The following is a 12,574-nucleotide window of genomic DNA, read 5'->3' on the forward strand; positions in this document are numbered from 1 at the left end:
TCTGATGCACGACACCGTTTCCACGCGCACTCAGAACAGTGTTTCCATTCGCGACCTGTCGCTCTCCTTCGGCTCGGTGAAGGTTCTCGAAACCCTCAACCTGGATATCCGCGACGGCGAGTTCCTGGTCCTGCTCGGTTCCTCCGGCTGCGGCAAGTCCACGCTGCTCAACTGCATCGCCGGCCTTCTGGAGCCGACGGAAGGGCAGATCTTCATCAAGGACAAGAACGTCACCTGGGAGGAGCCGAAGGACCGCGGCATCGGCATGGTCTTTCAGTCCTATGCGCTCTATCCGCAGATGACGGTCGAGAGGAACCTTTCCTTCGGCCTACGGGTCGCCAAGCTGCCGAAGGACGAGATCGACCGCCGCGTGGCGCGCGCCGCTGGCATCCTGCAGATCGAGCCGCTCTTGAAGCGCAAGCCGTCGGAACTCTCCGGCGGTCAGCGCCAGCGCGTCGCGATCGGCCGCGCGCTCGTGCGCGACGTGGACGTCTTCCTGTTCGACGAGCCGCTTTCCAACCTCGACGCGAAACTGCGTTCAGAGCTTCGCGTCGAGATCAAACGGCTGCATCAGGCGCTCAAGAACACGATGATCTACGTGACCCACGACCAGATCGAGGCGCTGACGCTCGCCGACCGCATCGCCATCATGAAAAGCGGCGTGATCCAGCAGCTCGACGATCCGGTGACCATCTACAACAAGCCGAGGAACCGTTTCGTCGCCGGCTTTATCGGTTCACCTTCGATGAATTTTTTGAAGGGCGAGCTAGCAGAGGAGGGCGGCCGGACCGTCTTCAGGACGAACGGCGTCAGCTTCTCGCTGGACGGGTATGACGCGTCGGAACCGCTGAAACCCGGCCGCAAGGTCATTCTCGGCGTCCGTCCGGAGCATATCAAGGTGGATGGCGACATTTCCGGCGGCGAGGTGCATGAAGCTGTAGTCGATATCGAGGAGCCGATGGGGGCGGATAACCTCCTCTGGCTGAAACATGCCGGCCATGTGATGTCGGTCCGCATCGGCGGCGCGCGGCGTTATGCGGTCGGTGCGAAGGTGCGTCTTGCCTTCGACATGTCGATGGCTTCGCTATTCGATGCGGAAACGGAAGAGCGCATCTGATGTCTGCCGCATTCCGGCTACCCCCATCTGTCCTGCCGGGCATCTCCCCCACAAGAGGAGAGATCGGCTTGTGGCTAGGTTTCGCCATGCTCGACATCTGCGATGTGACAGGTGACGATGCGTCTATCCGATCTCTCCATGTGTGGAAGGGATGCCCGGCAGGGCAGAGGGGGGCGGACACGGGACGACGTGAATTGTCTGGGCCGATCCGATGACCGCCACCAGCCTCTCCGGCCTCTGGCAGCTTTCCTCATCCACCGGACCGCATCGTACCGATATACCCATTCCGGGCGACATCCATACCGCGTTGAAATCCGCCGGCATCATACCCGATCCCTATTTCGGCCGAAACGAAAACGAGGTGCAATGGGTCGCCAAACAAGACTGGATCATCGAACGCCACTTCACGCTCGATGATCCAGCCGGTTCCTGGTATCTCGACATCACCTATCTCGATACGGTCGCTACCGTCTTCGTCAACGACATCACCGTTCTGCGCGCAGACAATTGTTTCCGCCGCTACCGTCCGGATGTCTCCAAGGCGCTCAGACCGGGCGACAACACGATCCGCATCCTCTTCCGCTCCTCGATCGCGGAGGGGGCGGAGCGGCAATCCCGCCAGCCTTTCTACATTCCCTACCACGCCGGCAACTCGCCTATTCCGAACGGCAACATGCTGCGCAAGCCGCAATGCCATTTCGGCTGGGACTGGAATATCGCGCTTGCGCCTCTCGGCCTCTATGGCGAGGTCGCGCTGAAGAGGCTCGAGACCGCCCGCATCGAGCACGTCGTTACCAGCCAGAGGCATGAGGAGGGCGCGGTAGACCTGACCGTTTCCGTGACGCTATATGCCGAGGGACAGGGTGTTGTGCCCATTCATTTTTCGCTCGGCGACGAGCGGGTGCGGCTCGATTGCGGCGTGCGCGGCGGCGAAACCACCGTCACCCATGTCTTCCATATCGAAAATCCAAAATTCTGGTGGCCAGCCGGCAGCGGCAACCAGCCCCTCTACACGCTGACGGTCGAAATCCCGACCGAGGCGGTCACCCGCCGGATAGGTCTCAGAACCGTCGAACTCATCACCGATCGGGACGCGGCCGGCAGCCGCTTTGCCTTCCGCATCAACGGCCGCGAAATTTTCTGCCGCGGCGCCAACTGGATCCCGGCCGACGCGCTTTTCTCGCTCTCCAGCCCGGAGAAGACCGAGGATCTGCTGCGCTCGGCCGTCGATGCGAACATGAACATGATCCGCGTCTGGGGCGGCGGCTTCTACGAGCCGGACTGGTTCTACGACCTCTGCGATCGGTTCGGTCTGATGGTCTGGCAGGATTTTCAGTTCGCCTGCAACCTTTATCCCTCGACACCGGATTTCCTCGAAAACGTCGAGGCGGAAGTCGAATATCAAGTCCGCCGGCTCGTCTCGCATCCGTCGATCGTGCTCTGGTGCGGCGACAACGAACTGGTCGGCGCGCTCACCTGGTTCCCGGAATCTCGTAAGAACCGTGACCGTTACCTCGTTTCCTACGACCGGCTGAACCGGACGGTCGAACAAACACTCAAGAAAGCCGCGCCGGAGGCGCTCTGGTGGCCATCGAGCCCGGCTTCCGGTTATCTCGACTATGGCGACGCCTGGCATGCGGACGGTTCCGGCGACATGCATTACTGGTCCGTCTGGCATGAGAACAAGCCGTTTGACGATTACCGGTCCGTCCGTCCGCGCTTCTGCTCCGAATTCGGTTTCCAGTCCTATACGTCGCTGCCGGTCATCGAGACCTATGCAGCCCCGAAGGACATGAATATCGCTTCGCCCGTCATGGAGCATCACCAGAAGAATGCCGGCGGCAACGAGCGAATTGCCGGAACGATGTTCCGCAATTTCCGCTTCCCGAAGGATTTTCCGAACTTTGTCTATCTGAGCCAGGTACAGCAGGGGCTGGCGATCAGGACCGCCGTCGATTTCTGGCGCTCACTGAAACCGCATTGCATGGGCGCGCTCTACTGGCAGCTCAATGACACGTGGCCTGTCGCATCCTGGTCGAGCCTCGACTACGGCGGAAGCTGGAAAATCCTGCATTACATGGCGCGGCGTTTCTTCCAGCCGATTTCGGTTGCGGCCATTCCATCCGAGGATGGCGAGGACATCCGTTTTTCGGTCGTCAACGATACCGCCGAGGATGTGACGGTGACGCTCAACCTCTCGCTCCTGGCGCTGAAAGGTGAACGCAGCTCGCTTCAAAGCGTCGAGGCCGTCTGCCCGCCGGATGCCGCCGTCACCGTGCTAATCCTGCCGGCAGCCCAGATCCCTGGCCAAGCGCTGCTTGCCTGGAGCTTCACCGCGTCGAACGGCATGGGCGGCGAGGGACATCACGTCAATGGCACCTACAAGGCGCTGGAGCTCGAACCGCCCGGTCTGGAATATTCCGTGTCGCCTGCTGGTGACGGCGGGTTCGATATCCTGGTCAAGGCGCACGGTCTTGGGCTTTTCGTGCTTGTGGAAAGCCCAATGCCCGGCCGATATTCCGACAATGCCTTCGACCTTGCGAGCGGTGAAAGCCGTCTCGTCCGTTTCATCCCCGCAACATCGACCCACACGATCCCGCAATTCAGAATCTACGACCTCTATTCCTGTCAGGCGGCAGGTTGAGGTTTTATCAAGGAGGACCATCATGACGAAACTTTCGTTCCAACTTTATTGCGCCCGTAATTTTCCGCCGCTTTCCGATGTGCTGAAGAAGGTCGCCCAGGCGGGATATACCGAGGTCGAAGGTTTCGGCGGCATCTATGCCACCCTGGATGAAACGGGTCTGAAAGCGCTGCGCGCCGATCTCGATGCCAACGGGCTCACCATGCCGACCGGCCATTTCGGCATCGACCTCCTCGAAAAGGAACCGCAGCAGGCGTTGCTGATCGCCAAGACGCTCGGCCTCGACGCGATCTATTGCCCCCATCTCGTCGCCGACCAGCGGCCGACCGATGCCGCCGGCTGGTTCGCTTTCGGCCGGCGTCTGCAGGACGCCGGCAAACGGTATCAGGATGCCGGCTACACGTTCGGCTGGCACAATCATGACTTCGAATTCAAGACGCTTGCTGACGGTTCGACGCCGCAGGAGCAGATCCTCGCCGGCGGTCCGGACCTCGCTTGGGAAATCGACGTCGCCTGGGTCATCCGCGGCGGCGCCGATCCGTTCGCCTGGATCGAAAGCTACGGCAATCGCATCAAGGCCGCACATGTGAAGGATATCGCGCCGGCAGGCGAGAACATGGACGAGGATGGCTGGGCCGATGTCGGCCACGGCACCGTACCGTGGAATGACCTGATGGCGGCGCTCCGCAAAACCTCGGCGAAATACTACGTTCTCGAACACGACAACCCGAAGGATCTCGACCGGCTGCTCACCCGATCGATCGCTTCCTTCAAGACCTATTGATCCAGTCAGATTTCGGAGTTTTCCATGTCCAAGGAACTTGGCGTCGGCATCATGGGATGCGGCAACATTTCCACCACCTATTTCAAGCTCGCGCCGCTCTTCAAAGGCCTGAAGATCCTCGCCTGCGCCGACCTGAACGATGCCGCGGCCGAGATGCGCGCCGAGGAATACGGCATCAAGGCGCAGTCGATCGCCGATCTTCTCGCCAATGACGAGATCGACGTGATCGTCAACCTGACGATCCCGGCGGCGCATTTCTCCGTTTCCAAAGCGATCCTCGAAGCAGGCAAGCACGTCTATTCGGAAAAGCCGCTGACCATCACGCTCGAAGAAGGCAAAGCGCTGCAGGCGCTCGCCAAACAAAAGGGTCTTTCGGTCGGCTGCGCGCCCGACACTTTCCTCGGCGGCGCTCATCAGCTTGCCCGCAGCTATATCGACAATGGCGGTGTCGGGCGCATCACGTCAGGCACCTGCCATGTCATGAGCCCGGGCATGGAAATGTGGCATCCAAACCCCGGCTTCTTCTTCCTGGAAGGCGGCGGGCCGATCCTCGATCTCGGGCCCTATTACATCGCCAATCTCATCAACCTGATCGGCCCTGTGAAACGGGTCGGCGCGCTGACCTCGATGGCGAACCCGACCCGCACCGTCACCAGCGAGCCGCTGAACGGCCAGGTCATCCCGGTCGAGACGCCGACCAACATCCATGCGCTTCTGGAATTCGTCAGCGGTGCCACGATCACGCTGTCGGCAAGCTGGGATGTCTGGTCGCATCGGCACGCCAATATGGAACTTTACGGTACCGAAGGCTCCATTTTCGTGCCCGACCCGAACTTCTTCGGCGGCACCGTCGAGGCGAGCGGCCGCAACAAGAACATTCAGCCGCTCGACGCCTGGGATCATCCCTTCGGCATCAGTAATCAGGAACATCCGCAGGGGCCGCGCGCCAATTACCGCACGGCGGGCCTTGCCGACATGGCCATGGCGCTGATCGAAGGCCGGGATGCGCGCTGCTCGCTGGACCGGGCGCTGCATGGCGTCGACGTGATGACCTCGATCCTGAAATCCGGTGCGGAGGGGCGCTTCGTCGAGATGACCACCACCTGCACGCAGCCCGCCGCCCTCGGCGTAGAGGAAGCGCTGGCGCTTCTGCGCTGATCGGCTATGAATGCGGCGCGTGCGTCATACATCGGCGCGCCGCATTTCATTCAGAGGATTTCGATCATGACCTGGCAACCGGCGCCTGACCGCTACGAAACCATGAAATATAACCGCTGCGGTCGTTCGGGACTGAAACTCCCGGCGATCTCGCTCGGACTCTGGCACAATTTCGGTGACGACACGCCGCATGAACGCAAGGTCCCGATCTGCCGCAAGGCCTTCGATCTCGGCATCACCCATTTCGATCTCGCCAATAATTACGGTCCGCTGCCGGGCAGCGCCGAAACTGCCTTCGGCCAGATTCTCCGGGAGGATTTCAGGGGCTATCGCGACGAACTGATCATCTCTTCCAAGGCTGGATACAATATGTGGCCGGGGCCTTACGGCGAATGGGGCAGCCGCAAATACCTAATCGCCTCCTGCGACCAGAGCCTGAAGCGCATGGGCCTCGACTATGTCGATATCTTCTATTCCCATCGCTTCGATCCGGATACGCCGCTCGAGGAAACCTGTGGGGCGCTGGACCATATCGTCCGTTCGGGCCGGGCGCTTTATGTCGGTATTTCCTCCTACAATTCAAAGCGCACGATCGAGGCGATGGCCATCCTGAAAGAGCTCGGCACGCCGATCCTCATCCACCAGCCGAGCTATTCGATGATCAACCGCTGGGTCGAGGAAGACGGCCTGCTCGACACGCTGGAAGACCTCGGCATCGGCTCGATCGTCTTCTCGCCGCTCGCACAGGGCATGCTGACCTCGAAATATCTCGGCGGCATTCCGGAAGACAGCCGCGCCGCCCAGGGCAAGTCGCTGCGCCCGGCCTTCCTCAACGGAAAGAACATCGCCAACCTCAGGGCGCTCAACGTGATCGCCGAAAAGCGCGGCCAGACGCTGGCGCAGATGGCGATCGCCTGGGTGCTGCGCGGCGGCCGCGTGACGACCGCCCTGATCGGTGCCAGCCGGCCGGAACAGGTGGAGGATTGCGTCAAGGCGCTCGACAATCTGGAGTTCACCGCAGTCGAACTTGCCGAGATCGACACCTACGCCAGGGATGCCGATATCAATCTGTGGGCGAAGTCGGCCGAGCGGGCAGGGCCGTCGCGTTGAGAATATAAACTGGAGGACTGGAGCCGCCCCTCATCCTCCTGCCGGACCTTCTCCCCGTAAGACGAAGAGAAAGGAGTTGTGGCGAGGCAGTGCTCCAGCATCCTTTTCCCCGCGAGCGGGGAGAAGGTGGCGGCAGCCGGATGAGGGGCATTCGGTGCGCAATCTATTTGGGAGGAGATCATGATCCGCAACCCGATCCTGCCGGGCTTCAATCCGGATCCGTCCATCTGCCGTGTCGGCGAGGACTATTACATCGCCACGTCGACCTTCGAATGGTATCCGGGCGTTCAGATTCATCACTCACGGGATCTGGTGAACTGGACGCTCATCCGCCGGCCGCTGGAACGGGCAAGCCAGCTCGACATGCGCGGCAATCCGGACAGCTGCGGCATCTGGGCGCCGTGTCTTTCCTACGCGGATGGGCAGTTCTGGCTGGTCTATACCGACGTCAAACGTTTCGACGGCAATTTCAAGGACGCGCACAACTACATCGTGACATCGCCGACGATCGAAGGCGAATGGTCCGACCCGATCTACGTCAATTCTTCCGGCTTCGACCCGTCGCTTTTCCATGACGACGACGGCCGAAAGTGGTTCCTCAACATGCAGTGGAATCACCGCACCGAGAGTTATGGCGGCGCCCCGAAGCATCCGGCCTTCGACGGGATCCTGCTGCAGGAATGGGACCCGAAGACGAGGGCGCTGAAAGGGCCGATCAGGAACATCTTCGCCGGCAGTCCGCTCGGCCTCGTCGAAGGCCCGCATCTCTTCAAGAGGAACGGCTGGTATTATCTTACGACCGCGGAAGGCGGCACGGGATACGATCATGCGGTCACCATGGCCCGGTCTCGGTCGATCGACGGCCCTTATGAAATGCATCCTCAGATATACCTCATCACATCCAAGGATCATCCGAACGCCGCGCTTCAGCGCGCCGGCCATGGGCAGTATGTCGAGACGCCGCAGGGAGAAGCCTATCACACGCATCTCTGCGGCCGCCCGCTGCCACCCGGCCGCCGTTGCACGCTCGGCCGCGAGACCGCGCTACAGAAATGCATCTGGGAAGACGACTGGCTCTATCTCGCCCAGGGCGGCACGGTGCCGGATGTCGACGTGCCGGCGCCGGCCGGTGTCGAACCGGTCGCCAAGCCCGCGCGCACCGAGGAAGCTTTCGATGACGCGGAGTTGCCGATCGAATTCCAGTGGCTGCGGACGCCTTATCCGGAACGGATTTTCAGCCTTTCGGCACGGCCGGGCCATCTGCGGCTGTTCGGCCGCGAAAGCATCGGCTCCTGGTTCGAGCAGGCGCTCGTTGCCCGCCGCCAGGAGCATCATGCGTTCCGTGCCGAGACCGTCGTCGATTTCGCGCCCGACACCTATCAGCAGGTCGCCGGCCTGACGCATTATTACAATCGCCACAAGTTCCATGCCCTCGTCGTGACGCTGCATGAAAAGCTCGGCCGCGTAGTGACGGTCTTTTCTTGCCCGGGCGATTTCCCGCATGGCCGCATGAGCTTTCCGGCGGGTAGCGGCACGCCGGTACCGGACGGCCCCGTGCATCTCGCCATGGAAATCCGCGATAACGACCTGCAGTTCCACTGGCGCGGCGGCGGCTCCAGCGACTGGCAGGAACTTGGTCCGTCGCTCGACGCGGGCGTCATCTCGGACGAGGGCGGCCGCGGCGAACACGGCTCCTTCACGGGTGCCTTCGCCGGCATCTTCGCCTTCGACACGTCGGGGCGAGGGAAGGCGGCAGACTTCGACTATTTTGTTTATGAGGCGCTAAAACAATAAATTTGAAACTTCAGAAAATTAACGGAATTATATGAATCCATTACGAAAATGTAATTTTGGATTCAGGCAGGGTTCATCATTGGGAGCCTAGTTTCCGCACGTGGTCAACACGAGGAGACACCCTAATGAAAAAGTTCTTTGCCGTTCTTCTTTCCGCAACCGTACTCGCCGCGCCGCTTGCCGCGCAGGCGCAGGACCGCCACCATGGCCCGGATCGCACGCGGACTGTGACGCGCACCGTAACGATCGAGAAGAAAGTCGTGGTGAAGCCGCGCTGGGTCAGGGGTCATCGCATGACGGCCGCCGAGCGCCGCCGCATGGCCGAAATCCGCGACTACCGCCGCTACCGCCTGTCGGCACCGCCGCGTGGTTATCACTGGGTCAAGGTCGACAACGACTTTCTGCTGGTCGGCGTCGCCACCGGCGTGATCTCGAGCTTCATCGCCGCTCGTTAACGAGGATCGGCCTGCGGGCGCGTTTGCCTTCCCGCCCGCAGGCCTCGCAAAGGCCGCCGCTATGCGAACCGGCGACCATGCTAACTCCAGCTCTCTGCGGGCTACTCCAGCTCTTGGGGAGCGGTTTCAGGCGCCTTTGGAGAGGCAATCCTTCATCGATTTCGCAAGGCCGCGCATCAGCTCGAAATAGAGGTTCGGTCCCGCCTTCAGCGTCGCGGCCTCGGGGTCGAGCGTTCCGGATCGGGCGACGGTTCCTTCGGTGACGACCTTGATGAGCTTGGGCTCGAATTGCGGTTCTGCGAAGACGCAGGTCGCGCCGAGATCCTTCACCTTCTTGTGGATTTGGCCGACGCGTTCGGCACCCGGCATGTTTTCGGGGCTGACGGTGATCGAACCGGCGACGCTGACGTCATAACGATGCTCGAAATACTGATAGGCATCGTGGAAGACGATGAACGGTTTGTCCTTGACCGGTGACAGCGTTGCCTTCAGTTCGCCGTCCAGCGCATCGAGTTGCTTCAGAAGAGCAGCACCGTTTGCCTGATAGGCAGCCGCATTGGCCGGATCCGCCTGCACCAGCCTCTTTTCGATCTCGATCGCCATCGCCTTGGCATTCATCGGATCGAGCCAGAGATGCGTATCGAAACCTTCGTGATCGTGATCGTCGTGATCGTCGTCGTGCCCGGCATGGTTTTCGCCCTCGTCGTGGTGATGATCGCCATGATCGTGCGCCTCGAAGGCGCCGCCTTCGCGGAACGGCAGCTTTTCCAGTCCCGGCGCGTCTTCGAGCGTCACGACGGTCGCTTTGGAGGCCAGCGCTTCCAGAGGCTTCTCCATGAACGCTTCCATGCCATGCCCTACCCAGAAGACGAGATTGGCGCCTTCGAGCGCCTTCGCGTTGGATGGTTTCATGGTGAACGTATGGGGCGAAACCGCACCGTCGACGATCAGTTTCGGCTCACCGACGCCCTTCATGATCGAGGCTACAAGCGAGTGGATCGGCTTGATGGAAACGATCACGTCTGGCGCCGCGAAAGCGCTGGATGCACCAAAGAGACCGGCGGACGACAGAAGGAGGGCGATCGATTTCATGTGCGGGCTTCCTTGTTTTAGGTATGTAATGTTATTACATCAATTGCGTTATGCTATAACGTGTGCCATGACGGCTGACAACAGGATTTTCGGAAAAAAGAATGTTGATGACCAACCGGGCCGTCGAGGCTCCGAACCAGGACAGCCAACTCGTATCGCTCGCCAACGCCGGCATCCGCCGGGACGGCCGCTGGCTGGTGCGGGGCGTCGATTTCTCGATCCGGCGCGGCGAGGTTGTGACGCTGATCGGGCCGAACGGCGCCGGCAAGTCCACCACTGCCAAGATGGCGATAGGCGTTCTGCGGCCGGACGAAGGTTCGGTCGGCCGTTCGGTCGGCCTGCGTGTCGGGTATGTGCCGCAGAAACTCGCCATCGACTGGACCATGCCGCTTTCCGTGCGCCGGCTGATGCGGCTGACCGGTTCGTTGTCCGACGCGGATCTTATGGCCGCCCTGGACGCGACCGGCATTCCGCATCTCATCGATTCGGAGGTGCGCCATCTTTCCGGCGGCGAATTCCAGCGGGCGCTTCTGGCGCGAGCGATCGCTCGCAAGCCGGATCTTATGGTGCTGGACGAACCGGTGCAGGGCGTCGATTTCGCCGGTGAAAGCGCGCTCTACGACCTGATCCGCTCGATCCGCAATTCGACCGGCTGCGGCATCCTGATGATTTCGCACGACCTGCACATGGTCATGGCCGGCACGGATACCGTCATCTGCCTCAACGGCCATGTCTGCTGCCGCGGCACGCCGGAAACGGTGAGCCAGAGCCCGGATTACCTGAAGCTTTTCGGCAATACCCGGTCGCTCGCCGTCTACAGCCACCATCACGACCATACGCATCTGCCGGACGGCCGGGTCATGCATGGCGACGGATCGATCACCGATCATTGCCATCCGGACGACGGGCATCATCATGGCGGGCATCATGACCATGACGTCCTCCGGCACGCCCAGACAGCCGATCACCGCCATGATCCTCATGATCACCACGGGCATGATCATCATACATCTGGCGGGGCAAGGGAGGGCGGCCGTGCTCGATGACTTCTTCGTCCGTGCGCTGCTTGCCGGCATCGGCGTGGCGCTGACCGCCGGGCCGCTCGGTTGTTTCGTCGTCTGGCGGCGGATGGCCTATTTCGGCGATACGATGGCCCATTCCGCGCTGCTCGGCGTGGCGCTGTCGCTGTTCTTCGAGATCAACCTGCTGATCTCCGTTTTCGGCGTCGCGGTGCTCGTGTCGCTGCTGCTTCTCATGCTGCAGCGGCGCCAATCACTTTCGGCCGATGCGCTTCTCGGCATCCTTTCCCATTCGGCGCTGGCGATCGGCCTGGTGCTCGTGGCCTTCATGACCTGGGTGCGCATCGATCTCATCGCCTTCCTGTTCGGCGATATCCTGGCCGTCACTCCGGCCGATATCGCGCTGATCTGGGGCGGCGGTGCGCTGGTGGTTGCGGCGCTCGCCTTCCTCTGGCGTCCGCTGATCGCCTCGACCGTCAGCGAAGACCTCGCGGAGGCCGAGGGCATGAGGCCGGCGCAGGCGCGGCTTTTCTTCATGCTCCTGATGGCGCTGGTCATCGCGATCGCCATGAAGATCGTCGGCATCATGCTGATCACGGCGCTGCTGATCATTCCGGCCGCCACGGCGCGGCGTTTTTCCGCAAGCCCGGAAGTGATGGCAGTGCTCGCCGCAGTGGTCGGCGCACTTGCGGTGGTCGGCGGTCTTTTCGGCTCGCTCCATTACGACACGCCGTCCGGGCCTTCCATCGTGGTCGCGGCGCTATTACTTTTCATATTGAGCCTGCTTCCTGCGGCGGGAAAAAACACGGCCGACAGGGCCGGCAACAAAGGAGTGCGATCATGAACGCACCGGTATCATCGCCCGTATCTTCTCCGGCGCTCACCAAGAACCAGTCGCTCGTCTTCGACGTGCTGACCCGGTCCGACCAGCCGATGAGCGCATACACGATCCTCGACAAGCTGCGCGACCAAGGATTTCGCGCGCCCCTGCAGGTCTACAGGGCGCTCGACAAGCTGACCGAGTTCGGCATGGTGCATCGATTGGAAAGCCTGAACGCCTTCGTCGCCTGTGCTCACAGGGCAAGCGACTGCTGCGGTGCCCATGGTCACGGCCACGGCACCGTGGCGTTCGCGATCTGCGAGAGCTGCGGCCACGTCTTCGAGTTTCACGATCACGAGGTCGATCATCGGCTGGAAGGCTGGACGAAAGGCAAGGGTTTCAAGGCAGCCAAGACGACGATCGAGATCCGCGGTCTCTGCGACGCTTGCGCCGCCTAACAGGGTGTTGAAGAAGTGCTGGCGCGGTTGTTTGGAACGTGATTCATTGCTCCCCGAACGATTGGGGAATGTGGATGCGCGGATTGGACGAACGGACGGGTTCGCTGTTTTCCCATGTGGACC

At 61.5% G+C, this 12,574-nt stretch carries 11 protein-coding genes; 10 read left to right on the forward strand and 1 reads right to left on the reverse strand.

The features are described from left to right. Window positions 1–4: 4 nt before the first annotated feature. The 7 genes from DMO26_RS13900 (at window position 5) to DMO26_RS13935 (ending at window position 9,062) form a co-directional block, all read left to right on the forward strand. Window positions 5–1,117, forward strand: coding sequence for an ABC transporter ATP-binding protein (locus DMO26_RS13900; protein ID WP_117192696.1), 1,113 nt, complete (start codon window positions 5–7; stop codon window positions 1,115–1,117). 211 nt (window positions 1,118–1,328) lie between these two features. Further along, on the forward strand, window positions 1,329–3,761 hold the full coding sequence (locus tag DMO26_RS13910) for a beta-mannosidase (RefSeq protein WP_117192699.1): 2,433 nt from the start codon (window positions 1,329–1,331) through the stop codon (window positions 3,759–3,761). Between the two features lie 22 nt (window positions 3,762–3,783). After that, entirely contained in the window at window positions 3,784–4,545 is a 762-nt protein-coding gene (locus DMO26_RS13915) for a sugar phosphate isomerase/epimerase family protein (protein ID WP_117192700.1), read from the forward strand. A 24-nt stretch (window positions 4,546–4,569) separates the two neighbouring features. Continuing rightward, a complete protein-coding gene (locus tag DMO26_RS13920) occupies window positions 4,570–5,703 on the forward strand; it encodes a Gfo/Idh/MocA family protein (protein WP_117192702.1) in 1,134 nt (377 codons plus the stop codon). Between the two features lie 66 nt (window positions 5,704–5,769). Continuing rightward, a complete protein-coding gene (mgrA, locus tag DMO26_RS13925) occupies window positions 5,770–6,813 on the forward strand; it encodes an L-glyceraldehyde 3-phosphate reductase (protein ID WP_117192773.1) in 1,044 nt (347 codons plus the stop codon). Between the two features lie 180 nt (window positions 6,814–6,993). Continuing rightward, a complete protein-coding gene (locus DMO26_RS13930; RefSeq protein WP_117192703.1) occupies window positions 6,994–8,607 on the forward strand; it encodes a glycoside hydrolase family 43 protein in 1,614 nt (537 codons plus the stop codon). A 125-nt stretch (window positions 8,608–8,732) separates the two neighbouring features. Beyond that, complete coding sequence (locus tag DMO26_RS13935; RefSeq protein ID WP_117192705.1) at window positions 8,733–9,062, forward strand: RcnB family protein; 330 nt, start codon at window positions 8,733–8,735, stop codon at window positions 9,060–9,062. A 126-nt stretch (window positions 9,063–9,188) separates the two neighbouring features. Here the strand turns inward: DMO26_RS13935 and znuA are convergent, their stop codons facing one another. Then, window positions 9,189–10,154, reverse strand: coding sequence for a zinc ABC transporter substrate-binding protein ZnuA (znuA, locus tag DMO26_RS13940; protein WP_117192706.1), 966 nt, complete (start codon window positions 10,152–10,154; stop codon window positions 9,189–9,191). Window positions 10,155–10,255: 101 nt separating this feature from the next. On the opposite strand from znuA, the gene DMO26_RS13945 reads away from it, so the two are divergent. The 3 genes from DMO26_RS13945 to DMO26_RS13955 are packed head-to-tail and all read left to right on the forward strand — an operon-like array spanning window position 10,256 to window position 12,451. After that, entirely contained in the window at window positions 10,256–11,200 is a 945-nt protein-coding gene (locus DMO26_RS13945) for an ATP-binding cassette domain-containing protein (RefSeq protein WP_117192707.1), read from the forward strand. Further along, window positions 11,190–12,017 (forward strand): zinc ABC transporter permease subunit ZnuB, encoded by an 828-nt coding sequence (znuB, locus tag DMO26_RS13950; protein WP_117192709.1) that lies wholly within the window; start codon window positions 11,190–11,192, stop codon window positions 12,015–12,017. Before DMO26_RS13945 ends, znuB begins: the two co-directional genes overlap by 11 nt. Further along, window positions 12,014–12,451, forward strand: a complete 438-nt coding sequence (locus DMO26_RS13955; RefSeq protein WP_117192711.1) for a Fur family transcriptional regulator — start codon at window positions 12,014–12,016, stop codon at window positions 12,449–12,451. Before znuB ends, DMO26_RS13955 begins: the two co-directional genes overlap by 4 nt. Window positions 12,452–12,574 lie beyond the last annotated feature (123 nt).

The organism is Rhizobium terrae (genome assembly GCF_003425685.1).
In the GTDB taxonomy this organism is placed as follows: domain Bacteria; phylum Pseudomonadota; class Alphaproteobacteria; order Rhizobiales; family Rhizobiaceae; genus Neorhizobium; species Neorhizobium terrae.

What these genes read in the sequence shown, in the direction of transcription:
- DMO26_RS13915 (WP_117192700.1), top strand. Translation starts at nt 3,784, where the DNA reads ATGACGAAACTTTCGTTCCAACTTTATTGCGCCCGTAATTTTCCGCCG.
- DMO26_RS13930 (WP_117192703.1), top strand. Translation starts at nt 6,994, where the DNA reads ATGATCCGCAACCCGATCCTGCCGGGCTTCAATCCGGATCCGTCCATC.
- DMO26_RS13935 (WP_117192705.1), top strand. Translation starts at nt 8,733, where the DNA reads ATGAAAAAGTTCTTTGCCGTTCTTCTTTCCGCAACCGTACTCGCCGCG.
- DMO26_RS13900 (WP_117192696.1), top strand. Translation starts at nt 5, where the DNA reads ATGCACGACACCGTTTCCACGCGCACTCAGAACAGTGTTTCCATTCGC.
- DMO26_RS13920 (WP_117192702.1), top strand. Translation starts at nt 4,570, where the DNA reads ATGTCCAAGGAACTTGGCGTCGGCATCATGGGATGCGGCAACATTTCC.
- DMO26_RS13955 (WP_117192711.1), top strand. Translation starts at nt 12,014, where the DNA reads ATGAACGCACCGGTATCATCGCCCGTATCTTCTCCGGCGCTCACCAAG.
- DMO26_RS13945 (WP_117192707.1), top strand. Translation starts at nt 10,256, where the DNA reads ATGTTGATGACCAACCGGGCCGTCGAGGCTCCGAACCAGGACAGCCAA.
- mgrA (WP_117192773.1), top strand. Translation starts at nt 5,770, where the DNA reads ATGACCTGGCAACCGGCGCCTGACCGCTACGAAACCATGAAATATAAC.
- DMO26_RS13910 (WP_117192699.1), top strand. Translation starts at nt 1,329, where the DNA reads ATGACCGCCACCAGCCTCTCCGGCCTCTGGCAGCTTTCCTCATCCACC.
- znuA (WP_117192706.1), bottom strand. Translation starts at nt 10,154, where the DNA reads ATGAAATCGATCGCCCTCCTTCTGTCGTCCGCCGGTCTCTTTGGTGCA.